General features: G+C 41.1%; 21 protein-coding genes. 15 read left to right on the top strand and 6 right to left on the bottom strand.

Annotation, left to right across the window (positions count from 1 at the left end; genetic code table 11):
- Nucleotides 1-743: 743 nt before the first annotated feature.
- The 4 genes from ACWF5P_RS06360 to ACWF5P_RS06345 all read right to left on the bottom strand — a co-directional run bounded on the left by ACWF5P_RS06360 (nt 744) and on the right by ACWF5P_RS06345 (nt 3,538).
- Nucleotides 744-1,637 carry a ClpXP adapter SpxH family protein gene (locus ACWF5P_RS06360; protein WP_434168879.1) on the bottom strand — a complete coding sequence of 298 codons (894 nt, stop codon included), beginning with the start codon at nt 1,635-1,637 and terminating at the stop codon, nt 744-746.
- Nucleotides 1,634-2,038: a globin domain-containing protein gene (locus ACWF5P_RS06355; RefSeq protein WP_048686552.1), complete on the bottom strand. Its 405-nt coding sequence runs from the start codon at nt 2,036-2,038 to the stop codon at nt 1,634-1,636. The genes ACWF5P_RS06360 and ACWF5P_RS06355 overlap by 4 nt, the downstream gene beginning before the upstream one ends.
- 234 nt (nt 2,039-2,272) lie before the next feature.
- Nucleotides 2,273-2,929 (bottom strand): lytic transglycosylase domain-containing protein, encoded by a 657-nt coding sequence (locus tag ACWF5P_RS06350; RefSeq protein ID WP_311735920.1) that lies wholly within the window; start codon nt 2,927-2,929, stop codon nt 2,273-2,275.
- Between the two features lie 30 nt (nt 2,930-2,959).
- A complete protein-coding gene (locus ACWF5P_RS06345) occupies nt 2,960-3,538 on the bottom strand; it encodes a CYTH domain-containing protein (RefSeq protein WP_434168882.1) in 579 nt (192 codons plus the stop codon).
- A gap of 318 nt (nt 3,539-3,856) precedes the next feature.
- Here ACWF5P_RS06345 and ACWF5P_RS06340 point away from each other — a divergent pair, with 318 nt between their 5' ends.
- The 3 genes from ACWF5P_RS06340 to ACWF5P_RS06330 are packed head-to-tail and all read left to right on the top strand — an operon-like array spanning nt 3,857 to nt 6,232.
- Nucleotides 3,857-4,477: a GTP pyrophosphokinase gene (locus tag ACWF5P_RS06340; RefSeq protein ID WP_034314484.1), complete on the top strand. Its 621-nt coding sequence runs from the start codon at nt 3,857-3,859 to the stop codon at nt 4,475-4,477.
- A 49-nt stretch (nt 4,478-4,526) separates the two neighbouring features.
- The gene (locus ACWF5P_RS06335) at nt 4,527-5,321 is read left to right on the top strand and encodes an NAD kinase (RefSeq protein ID WP_053534153.1); all 795 of its coding nucleotides are present in this window, start codon (nt 4,527-4,529) and stop codon (nt 5,319-5,321) included.
- Between the two features lie 17 nt (nt 5,322-5,338).
- On the top strand, nt 5,339-6,232 hold the full coding sequence (locus tag ACWF5P_RS06330; RefSeq protein ID WP_452444720.1) for an RluA family pseudouridine synthase: 894 nt from the start codon (nt 5,339-5,341) through the stop codon (nt 6,230-6,232).
- A 95-nt stretch (nt 6,233-6,327) separates the two neighbouring features.
- Here the strand turns inward: ACWF5P_RS06330 and prpE are convergent, their stop codons facing one another.
- Nucleotides 6,328-7,071, bottom strand: a complete 744-nt coding sequence (gene prpE, locus ACWF5P_RS06325) for a bis(5'-nucleosyl)-tetraphosphatase PrpE (RefSeq protein ID WP_137017228.1) — start codon at nt 7,069-7,071, stop codon at nt 6,328-6,330.
- A gap of 122 nt (nt 7,072-7,193) precedes the next feature.
- Here prpE and mgtE point away from each other — a divergent pair, with 122 nt between their 5' ends.
- From mgtE to ACWF5P_RS06270, 11 genes are all read left to right on the top strand, one after another.
- Nucleotides 7,194-8,564: a magnesium transporter gene (gene mgtE / locus ACWF5P_RS06320; RefSeq protein WP_230177446.1), complete on the top strand. Its 1,371-nt coding sequence runs from the start codon at nt 7,194-7,196 to the stop codon at nt 8,562-8,564.
- A gap of 133 nt (nt 8,565-8,697) precedes the next feature.
- Complete coding sequence (gene fabI / locus ACWF5P_RS06315) at nt 8,698-9,471, top strand: enoyl-ACP reductase FabI (RefSeq protein ID WP_101224102.1); 774 nt, start codon at nt 8,698-8,700, stop codon at nt 9,469-9,471.
- Between the two features lie 306 nt (nt 9,472-9,777).
- Nucleotides 9,778-10,092, top strand: coding sequence for a hypothetical protein (locus ACWF5P_RS06310; protein WP_434168886.1), 315 nt, complete (start codon nt 9,778-9,780; stop codon nt 10,090-10,092).
- Between the two features lie 11 nt (nt 10,093-10,103).
- Nucleotides 10,104-10,676 (top strand): hypothetical protein, encoded by a 573-nt coding sequence (locus ACWF5P_RS06305; protein ID WP_434168888.1) that lies wholly within the window; start codon nt 10,104-10,106, stop codon nt 10,674-10,676.
- Nucleotides 10,677-10,690: 14 nt separating this feature from the next.
- On the top strand, nt 10,691-11,056 hold the full coding sequence (locus ACWF5P_RS06300) for a DUF1360 domain-containing protein (RefSeq protein ID WP_402941406.1): 366 nt from the start codon (nt 10,691-10,693) through the stop codon (nt 11,054-11,056).
- A 402-nt stretch (nt 11,057-11,458) separates the two neighbouring features.
- Nucleotides 11,459-11,845, top strand: coding sequence for a YhcN/YlaJ family sporulation lipoprotein (locus tag ACWF5P_RS06295; RefSeq protein WP_260356942.1), 387 nt, complete (start codon nt 11,459-11,461; stop codon nt 11,843-11,845).
- A gap of 17 nt (nt 11,846-11,862) precedes the next feature.
- Nucleotides 11,863-12,333: a stage V sporulation protein AC gene (spoVAC, locus tag ACWF5P_RS06290; RefSeq protein WP_434168892.1), complete on the top strand. Its 471-nt coding sequence runs from the start codon at nt 11,863-11,865 to the stop codon at nt 12,331-12,333.
- 3 nt (nt 12,334-12,336) lie between these two features.
- Nucleotides 12,337-13,362 (top strand): stage V sporulation protein AD, encoded by a 1,026-nt coding sequence (gene spoVAD / locus ACWF5P_RS06285; protein WP_230177402.1) that lies wholly within the window; start codon nt 12,337-12,339, stop codon nt 13,360-13,362.
- 16 nt (nt 13,363-13,378) lie between these two features.
- A complete protein-coding gene (gene spoVAE / locus ACWF5P_RS06280; RefSeq protein WP_063577046.1) occupies nt 13,379-13,735 on the top strand; it encodes a stage V sporulation protein AE in 357 nt (118 codons plus the stop codon).
- 102 nt (nt 13,736-13,837) lie between these two features.
- The gene (locus ACWF5P_RS06275) at nt 13,838-13,990 is read left to right on the top strand and encodes a YjcZ family sporulation protein (RefSeq protein ID WP_072272578.1); all 153 of its coding nucleotides are present in this window, start codon (nt 13,838-13,840) and stop codon (nt 13,988-13,990) included.
- 113 nt (nt 13,991-14,103) lie between these two features.
- Nucleotides 14,104-14,358: a stage VI sporulation protein F gene (locus ACWF5P_RS06270; RefSeq protein ID WP_034314458.1), complete on the top strand. Its 255-nt coding sequence runs from the start codon at nt 14,104-14,106 to the stop codon at nt 14,356-14,358.
- A 138-nt stretch (nt 14,359-14,496) separates the two neighbouring features.
- Here the strand turns inward: ACWF5P_RS06270 and ACWF5P_RS06265 are convergent, their stop codons facing one another.
- Nucleotides 14,497-16,770: a UvrD-helicase domain-containing protein gene (locus ACWF5P_RS06265; protein WP_434168895.1), complete on the bottom strand. Its 2,274-nt coding sequence runs from the start codon at nt 16,768-16,770 to the stop codon at nt 14,497-14,499.
- A gap of 152 nt (nt 16,771-16,922) precedes the next feature.
- Between ACWF5P_RS06265 and ACWF5P_RS06260 the strand changes: the two genes are divergently transcribed.
- Nucleotides 16,923-17,219, top strand: coding sequence for a hypothetical protein (locus ACWF5P_RS06260; RefSeq protein WP_101224095.1), 297 nt, complete (start codon nt 16,923-16,925; stop codon nt 17,217-17,219).
- The last annotated feature ends 5 nt before the right edge of the window (nt 17,220-17,224 follow it).

Genomic DNA, 17,224 nt, shown 5'->3' with positions numbered 1-17,224 from the left:
CCTATCAAGAGTATGAGAAGAATAAAGACTTTCAATTTGGTCACCTCCAACCTGGTAGCAGAAAAAGCTCATCTGCTCTTTATTAGATAGTATGTTTTAGAATAAGCAGTATTCTAAGAATATGACAATAATGTGAAGTTGCGCACAAAGTTCTTGCAATTAAGGTATGAAATCTGCTATAGTACAGATATAGAAGTTATCACATCCCAAACATATACCCCTTTGTTTGTTCGTCGTGAAATTTCTCCCATCCCCTTATTCGTATAAATAGATGAAAACCCCAGCAAATTTAGCGGTTTGCCGGGGTTTTTCATTTGCATGAAAAGTAAAAAGAATTAAATGATCGGCTTTAACGGAAGTTAAAAAAGGCTTAGGCAATACAAAAAGGATAATGTGATTCGTTTCACAAATAGATATATTCCATTTTAAATTAGATATTAAGAGGATATCTAAAACTCTTATAGCTTTAAATAAAAAGGGCTCATATTTAGCTATATATCGGAATGGATAATAAAAAATGACCAAAATATATATTGTGAACAATTTGTGAAAAGTTACACATATAGTTGAAACGCAAATGGGTTATCTGTTATATTATTTATTGTGAAGTGAATCACAAACAAACTTATACCCCTTTGTTTGATCGTGAAAAATTTCTCCCATCCCCTTATTTTCTTATAAAAAGCCATGCAATCTTTTGATTGCATGGTTTTTCCTTTAAAATAACAAAGAAGCAGTCAAATTCATGACTGCTTCTTTGTATATCTCCAAAACGTTCCGTATTTAGCAGGTATCTTCTCTGCAACCTGTTTTAAAACAAGCTTTTTCATTTCCAACTCGACGTTATTCTTATTCATATTATAAACGGTTTCAATTTCCTTCGTGGCCACTAGTTTGAAACAGCTTAAAAACTCTTCGAGAGAGGGGGGGGTTGCAGGGGCTGGAAGACCATTCAGCATATCTTCTAAAATTTGAACATATACCTCGTAAGAATAGACACCTGAAACTTTTATTCCCTCTTCTTCAATATTTTGATTGAAAAAGACAAGGGAAGGTATTTCAGTCACTTCCATTTCGCTCGTGATTTTCATGTCACATTGAAAGCCTTTGGCTGCACTGGAGGAATTGATGTCATAAAGGAATTCTTCCACATCCAATCCAACCATCTTGGCACATTCGGTCAAGACATCGATATTGGATATATCCTTTTTTCCTATGAATACATATTCTTGAAGCTGCCTTAAAAAGCGAATGGCCAATTTACGGCCCTGCAATTCCGCTGCTTTTATTGCGATGGAAGCTGTATATGGAGAAGAGATTGGGTTTTCAGACCAAAGGCTTCCGTCGCAGGACATTCCCGAGCGGCTGGCTGTCTTTTCCCAAACTTGAGCAATGTTTTCATAATTTTTATTTTTCCCCATATTAAGAGAATCGATTTTACCGCTTAAAACATGGCGTAAACTGAACAATTGGCCATATTCTATCTGTAATTTCCTAATAATTGGTTCTAAGCCCCAGCATTCGGGACAAAGCGGATCAACAAAAACATAAATTTCAATTGGCTTTTTTCCTATATCATAGCAATGCTGCGTCTTGATCCAATCGGAAATATTGAAAACTGGTTTTTGTGCGCTCAACTGCCTTCTCCTTTCCCGTCAGTTCCGGATGTATTGATCATATGCTGCGCCGTCAAATAGAGGCGGTGATAGAAAAACTCCCTAATCTCACCCTCAAGGCCAACTTCGTCCATAGCTTGATACATGCATGAGAGCCATGCTTTCGCACGTTCTGGTGTAATTTCGAAAGGTATATGTCGAGCCCGCAACATAGGATGGCCATGCTCTTCTGTATATAAAGAGGGACCGCCTAAATATTGAGTCATAAATTGTTTTTGTTTACGGACCGTTTCTGTTAAATCGTCAGGGAATATTGGCTGCAGATCCGGGTGTTGACTAACGTTGGAGTAAAACACATCAATTAACTTGTGTAATTGCCCTTCTCCAATTAATTCATATGGTGTAGGGTTCCCTTGCATCATGTTGATTACTCCTTTTAAAGAAAGATGGTTGATATTTATTCATATTTTATCAATGACGTCATGATATAACAAATATATAGCTTAAAGAAAATTTTACATCTGTAGTATGACACATGCGAATGATCCGGAAATGACAGGTTTTGGGGAGCTTTACGATTTGTTAACAATTCGTGGAAAAAGAATATATAGACATGAAAAAACTGACCCTTCACAAATAAACAGGGTCAGCTTGCTTTAGCTTGAAAATGTGCCATAAACTTTCTGAACATAGTTCTGAGTTTCTTTAAAGGGAGGGATGCCGTTATATTTATCTACATTTCCAGGCCCTGCATTATAAGCAGCAAGGGCAATCTGGATGTCCCCGTCATAACGTGCCATCATTTGACTTAAATATTTACTCCCGCCCATGATGTTTTGTTGCGGATCGGTTGCATCATCCACCCCAAGGCTTTTTGCAGTTGCTGGCATTAACTGCATAAGGCCAGTTGCACCCGCATAACTGGTGGCTTCAGGGTTAAAGTTCGATTCTTGTTTAATGACGGACTTAATCAGTTTTTCCGGGAGATTATATAAGCTGGCCGCCTGGCTGATGATATGATCATAGTTTGGTGCTGTTTCACTGCTCTCATTGTCAGCAGGGGCAATGGATACCGGGTTGATGTTCATGGGTGTCATGCCGCCGGGTTGAAGGAAGGACTTCGTTTCCGCTTCCACGCGTGATAAAAGGGAACCCAATGTCTGTGAAGCGCCTTCAAGAGCATCAACCGAAACCAGTTCCGAGAGCATGTCCTGGAAAATGGATCGAGATGAATTTGCATTTGTGTTGTTGCCATTTGTGAATTGCTGGATTGCCTGCAATTCCATGAACGTTTTGAAATCTTGGATCTTCAACTCTCCACCTCCGAATGGGTTCAAACAGGATTATTTTTGGAATTTGGCGCGATAAAACCTCTTCACTTTATTTTCGGTTTCCCTTACTGGAATTTGAAGGGTTTCAAGGAGGTTCAGGAAATTTTTTTTCCCGGCGTTTGCATCCGTCACTTCATATTCAAGCTCAAAGTCTTCCTGATTCAAATACGAACTATGATCTAAAACAAGTAAGCCCTCTTTGTAAGGAAATTCAAAACGGTCCGTCTTTAATGTCCCAAAGCAGGTAAAGTCTTTTGGATCAATTCCGCATTCAAGGATAAGAAGTTGGATCTCGCCATCAGGGAATGTGTTATGATTCAGAAACGCATATGCGGTTTCTTCAGAGATATCTTGATTCGTTTCCAATAATCCTTCTGTAGCGGGCTGTTTTAAAGTCAGCTCGTAACGCCCGTTTTTCTCGCGGATCCTAAGGGCAGAGTCTTGATTTTTTAAAGTGAATCCGAGTGTATCGAAGTAATGATTTTTCTGTGTTTTAAAGTTCGATGCCCCGACATGAAAGTGTTCGATCAGTTGATGAAATTCTTTTTCGCTTAAGAGGTTTTTAAATTCAATTTCAATATGCTGGTTCATGTGTTCCATCCTTTCTGGCTGATTCTTAGGTTAATCATATAAGAACCATTCGAGCTGTCAAATTGAATGCAATAATTTTTTGCTATTGTACTTGAATATTTAGGAATCAATTGCAGGATATGATAAAATATAAACGTTGAGCATGAGAAATTGGTATATCGTATATATAGGAATTTAATACATACTTTTTGCTAGAAAGATTTAATAGGATCCAGTGGTGAATTGGCATAAGGTCATGTGACTGCTGGATTTAGGAGAGCGTTCTGCCCATACCAGAGTTGAACAGGCGCTTTTTAGATAGATATAGGTGGTGTGGCAATGGAGAGTTGGGACGATTTCTTGGCGCCTTATACTCAGGCTGTCGAAGAATTAAAGGTTAAGCTTAAAGGATTAAGGAAACAGTTTGAGAGAGAGAATATTCACTCACCGATCGAATTTGTAACAGGCAGGGTAAAGCCGATTGTCAGCATTTTGGATAAGGCGAGCCTGAAGGATATTCCCATTGATAAATTGGGAACGGAAATACAGGATATTGCAGGGCTTCGGATGATGTGCCAGTTCGTGGATGATATCGAACAGGTAGTTGAACTATTACGAGGCCGCAATGACTTCGAGATAGTCGAGGAGAGAAATTATATTTCCCATAAAAAAGCAAGCGGCTACCGTTCTTATCATGTTGTAATCCGCTATCCGGTCCAGACGATCCATGGCGAAAAAAATATCCTTGCCGAAATTCAAATCAGGACCCTTGCGATGAATTTTTGGGCGACGATCGAACATTCTTTAAATTATAAATATAAAGGCATTTTCCCGGAAGATATACAACTGCGACTCAAACGTGCAGCTGAAGCTGCCTTCCTGCTTGATGCTGAGATGTCGCAAATCCGTACGGAAATCCAGGAAGCACAGCGTCTTTTTTCCCGGAAGAAAGATTCTTGAAAGCATAAATGGGTAAACGAGAAGAAATCTATATTGAAGGTGGGATTACATGAAATTTGCGATTACGTCAAAAGGAGATGCGAAATCGAATACTTTAATGCAAAGGATGCGAACGTATCTTCAGGACTTTCATTTGGAATATGACGAAGATCAGCCGGATATTGTCATTTCTGTCGGTGGTGATGGCACTTTATTATATGCTTTTCACCGTTATAAGAATCGATTGGATAAAACCGCCTTTGTTGGTGTACATACAGGACATCTTGGTTTCTATGCAGATTGGACCCCTGATGAAATTGAAAAATTGGTGATTGCTTTAGCAAAAACACCATTTCAAATTGTGGAATATCCACTGCTCGAAACGATTGTCCGTTATCAGCATGGTGGACGGGAAGCCAGATTTTTGGCTTTGAATGAATCGACAGTCAAAAGTGTTGAAGGGACGCTCGTCATGGACGTTGAAATTCGCGGCCAGCATTTCGAGACGTTCCGTGGAGATGGTTTATGCATTGCGACGCCATCTGGAAGCACGGCGTATAATAAGGCGCTTGGAGGGGCCATCGTCCATCCATCAATCGATGCCATCCAGATTACCGAATTGGCATCCATTAATAACCGGGTGTTTAGGACGGTAGGATCCCCACTTCTGCTGCCGGCACATCATACTTGTATGTTCAGGCCGGTCAATGCGGTCAATTTTCAAATTACCGTCGACCATTTGTCCTTGCTTCAGGAAAATGTAAAGTCAATACAGTGCCGAGTGGCAGATGAGAAGATCCGATTTGCCAGATTCCGCCCTTTTCCTTTCTGGAAAAGAGTGCATGATTCATTTATTGCTAATTAAGGAGATAGACTCACCTCATGTCAAATCAAAACTTTTCTTTGACCTGGTCGGTTTTTGAAGAGGATTCTGGCTCTTTATTGCGAGAGTTTCTCAACAAATGCGATATTTCAAAACGAGCATTAACGGATATTAAGTTTAAAGGTGGATATATCCAGTTGAACGGCGAAGAAGTAACCGTAAGGGAACGGATAGAGACAGGCGACATCGTCACCGTCATATTTCCGCCGGAGCAGGCAAGCGAAGGCCTTTTGCCGGAACCCATCCCCCTGAATATCAGGTATGAAGATGAGTTTGTATTGGTTGTGGCAAAGCCCCCTTCCATGAATACCATTCCTTCCCGCGAGCATCCCCACGGCAGTTTGGCGAATGGCTTGGCGGGCTATTATAGGAAGACGGGAATACAGGCAACGATCCATATAGTTACACGTCTTGATCGGGACACATCCGGTCTGGTTTTAATTGCCAAGCACCGGCATATCCATCACCTTTTGAGTGAACAGCAAAAATCAGGACAGGTTAAACGGAGATATCAAGCCATAGCTGAAGGAATCGTTGAAGGTCCTGTAGGAGAGATAGTGGCGCCAATCGGACGAAAATCGACCAGCATCATTGAACGGGAAGTCAGGGAGGATGGCCGGTATGCCAGTACCCTATTTAAGGTATTGGCACACACAGAGTCCCATACATTCCTTAATTTGGAACTCCAAACAGGGCGTACACATCAAATCAGGGTCCATATGGCGCATATAGGTCACCCGCTGGCTGGTGATGATTTATATGGTGGGAACAGGAAAGGAATCCCTCGCCAAGCCCTTCATTGTTTTGAATTGAAATTTTTACATCCTTTCACCAAGAAGATGATGTTGTTTCAAGAAGGGTTACCAGAAGATATGGCCCGTCTGCTCGAGTGAAGTTGAGCCTTTTAACCGGTGCATTGTAACGAATTCAAACTTATGAAAAAATCCATAGACGCAAAAAAACTCACCAAGATGGCGAGTTTTTTTGGTTAATCAAAAGATGTCCTGAATTTTTCCGCAATATATGGCATGGTTGAAGGCACCTCTTGAAGCTCCATTTCGGGATAACGGACAGCGGTCAGTTTTCCACCAAAGACGCAGCCTGTATCAATATTGTATGTATGATTGACTCGTCTAGCTTCAGGAACTGGTGTATGTCCATATACGATCCATGTTTCCCCTTTATATGTTTGGGCCCAATCCTTCCTGACGGGAGACCCATCGGGATGTTTGGAGCCATTGATATCACCATAGAGGACAAAGGTTTTTACTTTACTGCTATATTGACCAATATAGTCACTGCGAATTCCTGCATGGGCAATGATCAATCTCCCTTCATCAATCAGGTGGTAAAGTGGGGATCGTTCATACAGATCCATGAATTTTTTTCGGATCTTCTTCTGTTCCCGGATGTTCAGTGATTCATATTCAGCTACAGTAGTCTCTAAACCGTGTGATATTTGAACTTTATTTCCTGAAAAGTAACGATATAATTTATTGCAGTGGTTACCTGGGGCATACCTTGCTATATTTTGGTTAATGACTAATTCATGGACAATCTCGATTACTTGAAGGGAATTTGGGCCGCGATCGGTTAAATCACCTACAAAGCCGAGAATCCTTCCAGAGGGATGTACAGGAAACCCAGTCTCCCACGTATAGCCCATTTTTTCGGTCAGTTGCCTGAATTCAGCGAAACATCCATGAATGTCCCCGATGATATCGATGTTCATTTGACACATCCTTTGTTTGTTTTGTCTATGGTTATGGTATTAGTATAGTATTATTAAAAAAAATAAAATATAAACGAGGAAATGAAAAAATATGTTTTAGGAGGTGTATGGTTATGGAGGAGATGAAGGACCGGGAGCGGGAGAGCAGTCAAATGAATAACGAGCTTTTGCTTGAAGCACTTAAAACGGAAAATTTGGATCAGTTTCGTACGGAGTTCCTTGAAATGCATCCATATGATCAGGCTCAATTTTATACAAGCTTGTCAGATGAAATCAGATCCGTCGTTTACACATATTTGTCACCGGAAGAAATGGCGGACCTTTTTGAAAATATAGAAATAGATGAAGAGGATTACGAAAGCCTGCTGGCTGAAATGAATCCCTCTTATGCAGCCGATATGCTTTCCAATATGTATGCGGATGATGCGGCTGACGTCCTGAATGAAATCAACGATGAGCAGGCCGTCAGCTATTTGACCATCATGGATGATGAAGCGGCAAGTGAAATCCAGGAGCTTCTGAACTATGAGGAATCTACGGCAGGAAGCATCATGACGACAGAGTTCATTGCCATTGAAGCAAACGAAACGGCTCGATCAGCCATGCAGATCTTAAAAAGGGAAGCTCCGGAAGCGGAAACGATATATTATGTGTTCGTTACCGATCAGGATAAGAAGCTGCTTGGTGTATTATCGCTCAGGACATTGATCATAGCTGATGAAGATGCTTTAATCGGTGATTTAATGGATGACAGGGTAGTTTCCGTACCTGTATCTGAAGACCAGGAAGAGGTGGCACGAAAAATAAGGGACTATAACTTCCTTGCCGTGCCTGTCGTCGATTTCCAAAACCATTTGTTAGGGATTATAACCGTTGATGATATCATTGATGTCATGGATGAAGAGGCATCTGATGATTATTCCAAATTGGCGGGTGTATCAAATTTGGACAATGTTGATAAGAGTCCCTTTTCTGCTGCCAAGAAACGGCTGCCTTGGTTGATCATCCTTTTGTTTTTAGGTTTATTGACCGCCAGCCTGATTGGCCGTTTTGAGGAGACACTTAGCCAAAAAGCGATTCTTGCTGTATTTATTCCATTGATAGGCGGAATGGCTGGCAACACAGGAACTCAAGCATTGGCTGTTGCAGTACGGGGAATTGCAACAGGGGACTTGGAGCAGGATAGCAAGTGGAAGCTAGTTTTGCGAGAGGCTGGGACAGGCCTCATCACCGGCCTGACATGTGGAATAGCCATCAGTTTAATCGTATATATTTGGCAGGGGGATTTAATGCTCGGTTTATTGGTCGGCATATCTATTTTCATTACATTGATAGTCGCCACACTCGCGGGATCGCTTGTACCGCTACTCATGCATAAAATGAAGATCGACCCGGCAGTAGCTTCCGGACCATTCATCACAACCATCAATGACATTATCAGTATCCTGATTTACTTCGGATTAGCTACTTTATTCATGGGTTATTTACTATAAGCTAAAGAAGGCTTTTTTGAAGTGTTATTCCCTAGCGGCTTCAGAAAACGGTGTTTTTATCATAGGAAATTTGATATACTGTCATTAGTAGCAGGTACTAATAACTTGTATTAAAAATAGGAGGTCACATACGATGACTTTTTCATTAGAAGGAAAAACGTTTGTCTTAATGGGTGTTGCGAATAAAAGAAGTATTGCATGGGGAGTTGCCCGTTCCTTACATAAAGCAGGTGCAAAGCTGATCTTCACTTACGGAAAAGACCGTACGGAAAAAAGCGTTAGGGAACTATCTTCTACATTGGAAGGGGAGCCCTCCATCATTTTACAATGTGATGTAACGAAGGATGAAAGCATTGAAAAATGTTTTGCGGCGATTAAGGAAGAAACAGGTATCATTCATGGCGTGGTACACAGTGTCGCATTCGCTAATAAGGAAGAGTTGGACGGTGAATTCGTCAACACGAGCCGTGAAGGGTTTTTGCTTGCCCATAATATCAGTTCATTTTCTTTAACGGCTGTAGCTAAAGCGGCGAAGGAAATCATGTCGGAAGGTGGCAGCATTGTCACAATGACGTATCTTGGCGGTGAACGGGTCATGCCTAATTATAATGTAATGGGAGTGGCCAAGGCCTCACTTGAAGCCAATGTCCGTTACCTGTCAAGTGATCTTGGCAAAGATAACATTCGAGTGAATGCAATTTCAGCTGGACCTATCCGTACCTTATCCGCTAAAGGTGTTCGTGACTTCAATACAATTTTAAAGAAGATTGAGGAAGAAGCACCGCTTCGTCGTACAACGACTCCTGAAGAAGTAGGGGATACGGCAGTATTTTTATTAAGTGACATGTCCCGCGGGATTACCGGGGAAAATATCCATGTGGATTCGGGTTATCATATAATTGGATGACAATAGGAGGGGGGGGCCGATATCGGTCCCCTTTTTTTGTTGATTCTCCACTCTGCAGGTATTTTTAGTAACTGCATCCTCAATTGAAATCTTTCCGATTTTTTCATCTTCGAATGTTTTAGTTTTTTCAGCTAATCCCCAAAATCCTTAAGCTTGGTTGATGTCCTTTTTTTGGGGAGTGTCACATCTCCAGCATAAAGAAGGGTGAATTTCATATAAATGATACATAGAGCGGATATTCATTGTTTGCGTGAATCAGCATAAACCTGCTTTCAACCCTATTCGTGAAAAAGAAGGAGGGGCATCATGGACGTGAAGAAAGTTGGTCTGCCTTGTGCTGATGGAAAACAAACCATACAAAATTCGCTGAAGAGACATATCAATTTACATGAAAAAAATATCAGCACTTCATATACCGCCGAGGAATTGGTGGAGCTATTGTCCCGACTTCCAGCCTTTGCACCTAAGCCTGTTTGTAAGTTCATCATCAATGACCGTACACTATTCGGGAAATTGGAACAAAAAAAAGAATCCAGTTTGTTCATAAGGCATAAATTCGGGAAAAAAGTTGTCCAATACCAAATGGAACAGCTGCAGTCCGTGGATATTCTGAAATATTAAGGAGGGTTTTCATGTCAGGGAAAAATGACGATAAAGAATCGAAACCACTTATATATGTCGATCAAGCAAAAATATCAGATCTGCGTGGGAATATGCAAAGTGATTTTCGAACGAAAAAAGCTAAACCTCAAGACAGCGTTGAGCCGGAACTTCAGGAAGAAGACGAGAATAAAGAGGAAAAAATCGAACAGGTCAAACGCGAATTTGGTGTTTATGATGCCATGAAGGAAATTGAAAAGGAGATTACGGGTTTAAGGAAAATCACCGAACAATATGTCCCTGTGCAAAAGTCGGTTGAAGAAATGAAACATCCTGAACAAATAATACAGGAAAATGAAAAGCCAGTTAAGAGAAAAAGGAAAAAGGTGGAGAAGAAAGATTCTTCCCGGGACATCATTTCCCGCCTATCCAATCATCAAGGTTTTCCAAAGCCACTATGTGAGGCTGTTATTAACGGAGAAACGCTTAAATTTCATGTGTTGGGAATGAAGGGGGAATCAGTGAAGATTAAAAGAGGGAACCAGATCCGTTTCGTCGGTTTGCCTGATATTATCGATGCCAAAATAATTGAAGAATCCAAGTGAAGGAGCAATATTAAATGTTTCCCCCACAAAATGAATTTACTTTATTTATCATATTAGGCTTGGCTTCCTTCAGGCTGACACGTTTGATCGTCTTCGATAAAATTATGGAGCCGTTGCGCCGCCCCTTTTTTAAAGAGATAGAGGAAAAAAATGAAGCAGGAGAAGTGGAAATATTTTTAATTCCCAAGGAAAAGGGCCTGCTTGGCTGGTTTGGCCAATTGCTAAGCTGTTTTTGGTGCGTGGGTGTCTGGGTCAGCCTTTTTCTGGTTTTTATTTATATCCAACATTGGTTTATAGGTGATGTACTGATATTAATCCTTGCCGTAGCAGCAGTAGGAGCGATTATTGAAGTCATAATCAGCAAAATTATGGACATTTGATTGGAAACAACTTGTCTCTTCGTTCATATAGTATGGTATAGATGTTAAAGGAGGAGTCATAAATTGAATCAGAAACAAAATCCATGGGCTTATGCCAAACCGATCAAAAAAGATCAAACGGTCAAAATCAAGAAAGACTGTGGCTGTAATAATAACAATAAAAATAAAGGATATTAAGTAAAAAAAACCTTTCCATTCGGAAAGGTTTTTTTTATTTCCTAATCCTACCATTCATAAAAAAACAGTTAAACAAGAAAATAAAAAGAGAACGATAAATTAGGATGTGATTCTATGTTCAGACAAGGAAGGTATTTTAAGGCCAGCTTTCTGGTTTTTATAGTTGTTTTGTGTGTGCTTACTGCATGCAGCAATAAGAATGATGGAAAAACGGAGAATTTAGCAATGATTAAACGTACGAATCCTGAACCGATGGATATCATTAATGGGATGGATGAGAAGGATGAAAAAGGACTGATCTCAAAGGTCAAGGAAACAGTTGCTAATGAAGACACCATCTATGACGTGATCGTCGTGAAAAACGACAAAAAGATTATCGTCGCTTATAAAGTTAAGCACTTACAACGTTTTCATATGAAGAAAATTGAAAAGACTGTGACTGAACATCTGGAAGAGAAGTTTCCCAAAAATGATTTTATCGTATCTAGCGATTATAAAATCTTTTTGGAATCGGTAAGATTGAACGAGTTACTTAAGGAAAAGGATGTACCCGAAAAAAAGGCAAGGAAGAAGTTCAAGGAAATTGAAGAACTTCAAAAAGAATTAATTTAGAAGAGAGGTTCAGCACTATGAGCGGCAAGGAGAAAACGACCCCACAGCAGGATGCGTATCAGGAACTCCAAGGGAAGCATGAAATTAAAAGACCGATAGTGAAGAATTGTTTGAAGGCCTTTTTAGTAGGTGGCATTTTCTGCATAGTGGGACAAGCCATTTCCTACTTCTATATTTATTTTTTCAACTTTACGGAACAGACAGCCGGAGGCCCGACCACTGCTACCATGGTGTTCCTGTCTCTTTTGATGACCGGTTTCGGATTTTACGATCGCATTGGCCAGTTTGCTGGGGCAGGAAGTGCCGTCCCTGTCACTGGGTTCGGTAACGCAGTAATTTCGGCAGCCATCGAACATCGGACGGAAGGTTTTGTACTTGGAGTTGGATCCAATATGTTTAAATTGGCCGGATCGGTCATTTTATTTGGAGTATTTTCAGCCTTTGTCGTGGCGTTGATAAAAACGATTTACCTAATGATTGGGGGCTAAGCGGTGTTAAAGGGAAAACAAACATGGATCTTCACAAATAAACCGGTCATCTTGGAAACGGGGGTAACAGGCGGGCCATTTGAAGCTAATGGAGAAATCGCTGGTGATTTCGATATTCTATACGACGATTTGTGGATGGAGCAGGATTCATATGAAAAAGCTCATCGGCATTTGATGGAAAAAGCGGTTGAGCTTGCATTGGAAAAAGGTAAGATCGACAAGGAGCAGGTGCAATTTTTCTTGGCGGGTGATTTAATCAATCAGATTACACCTACAAGCTTTGCGGCCAGAACCAATGGAATTCCATATTTCGGCTTGTTTGGAGCCTGTTCCACATCGATGGAAGGGCTTGCTCTAGCTGCGTTCATCACTAATTATGGCGGGGCTGATTATGTGTTGACAGGCGCCTCGAGCCACAATGCAGCTGTTGAAAAACAATTTCGCTATCCAACTGAATATGGCGGGCAAAAACCACCTACAGCTCAATGGACGATAACGGGAGCGGGGGTGGCGCTTGTTGCTCCTGATGGAAGCAAGCAAGGGGAATTTCCTCATATTGTCTCCGCCACTATCGGTAAGGTCATTGATATGGGATTGAAAGATCCCTTCAATATGGGGGGAGCGATGGCCCCGGCGGCAGTCGATACGATACTTGCCCATTTCAAAGATACTGGTTTGACCCCGGATGATTATGATTTCATCATAACGGGTGATTTAGGTCAAATAGGGAATGAGACAGCTCTTGACTTATTAAAGCAAAAGGGCTGTGACATCAATCAGGAAAAATTCAAGGATTGCGGATTGATGATTTTCAAAAAGGACCAGCCTGTTTTGGCTGGCGGGAGCGGTGCGGGATGTTCGGCAGTGGTATTATACGGTCATATACTGAATGAAATGATTTCCGGCAAATATAAAAAAATCCTGCTGGTCGCAACAGGAGCATTATTGTCACCACTTTCCGTCCAGCAAAAAGATACGATTCCGTGCATTGCCCATGCTGTAGCCATTGAATATGGGATGAATTCATGAAAAAGGAGAGATTTCGATGTTAGCAATGTTTTTTTGGGCGTTTGTCATCGGTGGCTTGATCTGTGTAGTCGGCCAGCTACTTTTCGATGTTGCTAAGCTGACACCGGCGCATACGTTAAGCTTATTCGTTGTAATAGGAGCTGTTCTAGGCGGATTTGATTTATATGAGCCGCTTGTTGACTTTGCCGGTGCCGGAGCAACCATACCGATCGTTTCGTTCGGGAACTCGCTGGTGAACGGGGCGATGATGGAATCGGAAAAACATGGTCTCGTCGGCGTACTGACAGGCATGTTTGAAATTACAAGTTCCGGTATCTCTGCAGCAATCGTCTTTGGCTTCATCGGAGCTTTGGTTTTCAGGCCAAAAGGATGAAAAAAGCGGAAATAGGCAGCCTGGACTAGGACATGGCCTATACATATTTGTCCAGACCTACATATGTTATCAGTAAGCTTTAGCGAGAGCGAGGTGATATGTATGTTCGGTTTTGGTGGCTACGGTTGTTGTGGCGGCAGCGGTTATGGATACGGCGGCGGTTATGGCGGAGGATACGGTGGCGGCGGTTCCACTTTCGCGATAATCGTTGTATTGTTTATCCTATTGATCATTGTAGGGGCTTCTTTCTGCTAAGGAAAATGGAATAGGCAGAAGAAGCCTATTCCATTTTTTTTTATTTGTATGGGCCTAGCACCATTTTTCTGATAATGCCATAAGATAGGTACAGAAAAGGGAGGGGCTTAGGTATGGATAATAACTTTTTTAAAAACATAGAAGGTAAAACCGGCGTAAATATGAAAGATGTATTAGAATTGGCAAACTCGCTCCAAGGAGCCAATTTCAAAGATGAAACGACTGTTAGAAATGTCATTAAGCGCGTTTCAAAAATCGCGAATAAACCGGTCAATAAAGAAACGGAAGATAAAATCGTTCATTCCATCGTAGCTGAAGGGAATAAACTCGATTTCGGGACGATATCCAATATGATAAATAAAAAGTAAATAAAAAGTGAAAAAAGGCCTGCTATCATGCAGGCCTTCAGACTGCAGACAAACTCGAGGAAAGCGGGTTTGCCGGCAGTTTTTTTATTTAAAAAAAGTTGAAGCTTGATTTCCATATATGGTTAGCATGAGCTTTGGTCAAAGCTTCAAGAAACGTGATGGATGGGCGGTCCGTCCGCGTCTAGTTTGCAGGATGGAAAGGTAAAGATCCTTTTTGGCCCTGGTTGCCGCTACATAGAGCAATCGTCTTTCCTCTTCAAGAGGGGTTAGTTCCCCTTTTCGGTATGATTCAAGTGCGAAATCATGAGGGATGCTGCCATCAACAGCAGCAAGGACATAAACGGTTGGGTATTCAAGCCCTTTGGAACGGTGTATGGTGGTAAGCTGTATGGCATCCTTAAAATGTTTCGATAGCTGTTTGATCTCTTGGATCATCGCAGTCATATGATCTACATGTTCTAGGAAAGCGGCGACGGTGGGAAAACGATTTGCCGCAACCTTTAAGTCACGGATGTCATCGGACCCTTTTTCCAGGTTCGCATCACTTCCGCGTTTTTTTACATATTCCTGGTATCCTAAATCTTTTTCGATGATTTCTAAAGCTACGAGAGGCGACATTATTTTTAAAGAGCGGATCTGTCCTGGAATCGTTTTTAATCTTCGTTCCTGAAAAGCATGTCCTGTCTTAACAAAAGCAAATGCATCAATAAAATCACAATCCTGCAATATTGTCATTGCTTTTAATTCCTGTAATATACTTTGCTTTAAGAATAAGGAGGAAAGGACATCAGCTGCTGCCTTGCTGTCATGCGGGAACAAACTCAAACGCATAAAGGCAAGCATGCCGCGAATGACCTTGCGCTGATAAAACGAATCCGCATCCTTTTCAATGACGAATGGCAGGTTGGAAGCGGCCAGCCGTTCAAAAATGGCCCTGGACATCGTGTGTGTCCTGTACAATACCGCAAAATCCCCAGGGTTTGCTCCCTTGGATATTTTCTCTTGGATATCGGATACGATCATCGTTGCTTCCAATTCCTCATCATAAGGATAAAATAAAACAGGGGGATTTCCTGAATCATGCTGTGCCCTCATCTTTTTCTCCATCCGGTTCTGGTTGCGCTTGATCAATCGGTTCGCTGTAGCGACAATTTCATGGGAAGATCGGTAATTCTCCGTCAGCTTCACAACTTGGGAACGAGGGAAATCATGATTGAAATTCAAAATATATTTCGGATCGCTTCCCCGGAATGAATAGATCGATTGATCATCATCGCCAACTGCACATACATTTTTTGATTCAGCAGAGAGGAGTTTTATCAATTCATATTGAACTTTATTGATATCCTGAAACTCATCTACCAAAAAATAATTAAACCTTTGCTGATATTTCTTTAAAAAATCGGGGTGGTTTTTTAAAAATACATAACAGCCTATAAGCATATCATCAAAATCATACTTCCCTGTTTGCTGTTTATATTCTTCATATTTCTTATATAAAAATAAACACGATTTCTCCCAATCGTCCTTAGGTTGGATATCCTCTGGAAAAGCCAATGAGTTTTTCCAAAGCCCAATTTGTTGAAGGGCTTGATCATATGCAAATTCCTTTTCATCAAGTTCCAATTCCCTGCCAGCCTGTTTCAATACCTTTTCTTTTTCCCACTCCCACTTCAATAGGAAATCACGCTGCCATTTGGATGGTTCATGGAAAATGAGGATTTTATAAAAGATGCTATGAAAGGTCCCGCTCACGATTTGAGAAACAAGGGAAGGAGTCATATATGGATAACCGAGCAGACGCTGCTGCATTTCCTTTGCTGATTTCGCCGTAAATGTTACAAGCATGATACTTTTAGGATCAATCTTTTTCACTGTAAGCATGTAGGCTGTACGTACCGTCAATACGCGGGTTTTCCCGCTGCCTGCTCCGGATAGGACAAGAATTGGTCCATCGATTGTCGTTACCGCCTTGAGTTGCTCTGCATCGAGAACAACCCCTGATGAGGATAATTCTTGAAAGTATGGTTCCTCTGATTGTGCCAGACAGGATGGTTTATCTGAATATTTCGGGTTGCCGGTTATGGGCCGGCTTTTAAGGAAAGGTTCTGTAATGGTTTTTGTTTCCGTAATGGTTCGTGATGTAGGAATCCTAAATCCATTCTGTTCCATATATTCTAATGGCTTTTCCTCATTTATTGTTTCTGAAATTGGCAAGTCACAGGGTACCTGCGATGGATCACTATGATAAAAATAAGGCGTTTCATGGATTCCAATAAATAATTTCACTGGTTTATGACAAATGATACAAGAAAGCTGATCACGTTTTCCTTTTTCAAAAAGTGTCTGCAGCTCACCAGCTGAAACGGTATGTAAATGTACGATTTCAGTGCCAGATTTTGCTTGATTCATATAAATGGATACCTCTAATCTATTAAAAATATCGGCAATACTCATCATACCAGAAGATTAGGAAAAAAGAATGCGGAAAATCGTGATTAAATATTGTTTCGGACGGGTAATTAAATGACAATATAACTATGTAAATATAAGGAGGGAAAACTATGGGGTACATAGCACCTGTCACACAATTTGATTATATTCAATATGCCAACCGGACGATCGAAGCTGCAGAGAATGTAAGAATTGTTAAAGGGACGACACCCATTCAACCTGTCCGTTTTGATCAGGTGCTTAAAAGTGAAAGGGGAAGCTTTGAAGGATTACATCAAATTAAAGATAATAATCGGGAAAGTACATATGGGGCAGGCACATATAAATATCAAATGGGCATGAGGGTCAGTGAAGAAATAACGGCGGAAATGACAGGGAAAGGAAGGTTCTTCAACGAAGTTGTCTAGATATG

It is taken from the genome of Peribacillus sp. NPDC055009 (assembly GCF_053608705.1).
The sequence above is the reverse complement of the archived record's forward strand: the minus strand, read 5'-3'. Positions and strand labels throughout refer to the sequence as shown.

Coding starts and splice junctions, on each gene's coding strand:
- ACWF5P_RS06355 (WP_048686552.1), bottom strand. CDS start 2,038: ATGATGCAAGGGAACCCTACACCATATGAATTAATTGGAGAAGGGCAA.
- ACWF5P_RS06345 (WP_434168882.1), bottom strand. CDS start 3,538: ATGAACCAGCATATTGAAATTGAATTTAAAAACCTCTTAAGCGAAAAA.
- ACWF5P_RS06340 (WP_034314484.1), top strand. CDS start 3,857: ATGGAGAGTTGGGACGATTTCTTGGCGCCTTATACTCAGGCTGTCGAA.
- ACWF5P_RS06335 (WP_053534153.1), top strand. CDS start 4,527: ATGAAATTTGCGATTACGTCAAAAGGAGATGCGAAATCGAATACTTTA.
- ACWF5P_RS06330 (WP_452444720.1), top strand. CDS start 5,339: ATGTCAAATCAAAACTTTTCTTTGACCTGGTCGGTTTTTGAAGAGGAT.
- prpE (WP_137017228.1), bottom strand. CDS start 7,071: ATGAACATCGATATCATCGGGGACATTCATGGATGTTTCGCTGAATTC.
- mgtE (WP_230177446.1), top strand. CDS start 7,194: ATGAAGGACCGGGAGCGGGAGAGCAGTCAAATGAATAACGAGCTTTTG.
- fabI (WP_101224102.1), top strand. CDS start 8,698: ATGACTTTTTCATTAGAAGGAAAAACGTTTGTCTTAATGGGTGTTGCG.
- ACWF5P_RS06310 (WP_434168886.1), top strand. CDS start 9,778: ATGGACGTGAAGAAAGTTGGTCTGCCTTGTGCTGATGGAAAACAAACC.
- ACWF5P_RS06305 (WP_434168888.1), top strand. CDS start 10,104: ATGTCAGGGAAAAATGACGATAAAGAATCGAAACCACTTATATATGTC.
- ACWF5P_RS06300 (WP_402941406.1), top strand. CDS start 10,691: ATGTTTCCCCCACAAAATGAATTTACTTTATTTATCATATTAGGCTTG.
- ACWF5P_RS06295 (WP_260356942.1), top strand. CDS start 11,459: ATGATTAAACGTACGAATCCTGAACCGATGGATATCATTAATGGGATG.
- spoVAC (WP_434168892.1), top strand. CDS start 11,863: ATGAGCGGCAAGGAGAAAACGACCCCACAGCAGGATGCGTATCAGGAA.
- spoVAE (WP_063577046.1), top strand. CDS start 13,379: ATGTTAGCAATGTTTTTTTGGGCGTTTGTCATCGGTGGCTTGATCTGT.
- ACWF5P_RS06275 (WP_072272578.1), top strand. CDS start 13,838: ATGTTCGGTTTTGGTGGCTACGGTTGTTGTGGCGGCAGCGGTTATGGA.
- ACWF5P_RS06270 (WP_034314458.1), top strand. CDS start 14,104: ATGGATAATAACTTTTTTAAAAACATAGAAGGTAAAACCGGCGTAAAT.
- ACWF5P_RS06265 (WP_434168895.1), bottom strand. CDS start 16,770: ATGAATCAAGCAAAATCTGGCACTGAAATCGTACATTTACATACCGTT.
- ACWF5P_RS06260 (WP_101224095.1), top strand. CDS start 16,923: ATGGGGTACATAGCACCTGTCACACAATTTGATTATATTCAATATGCC.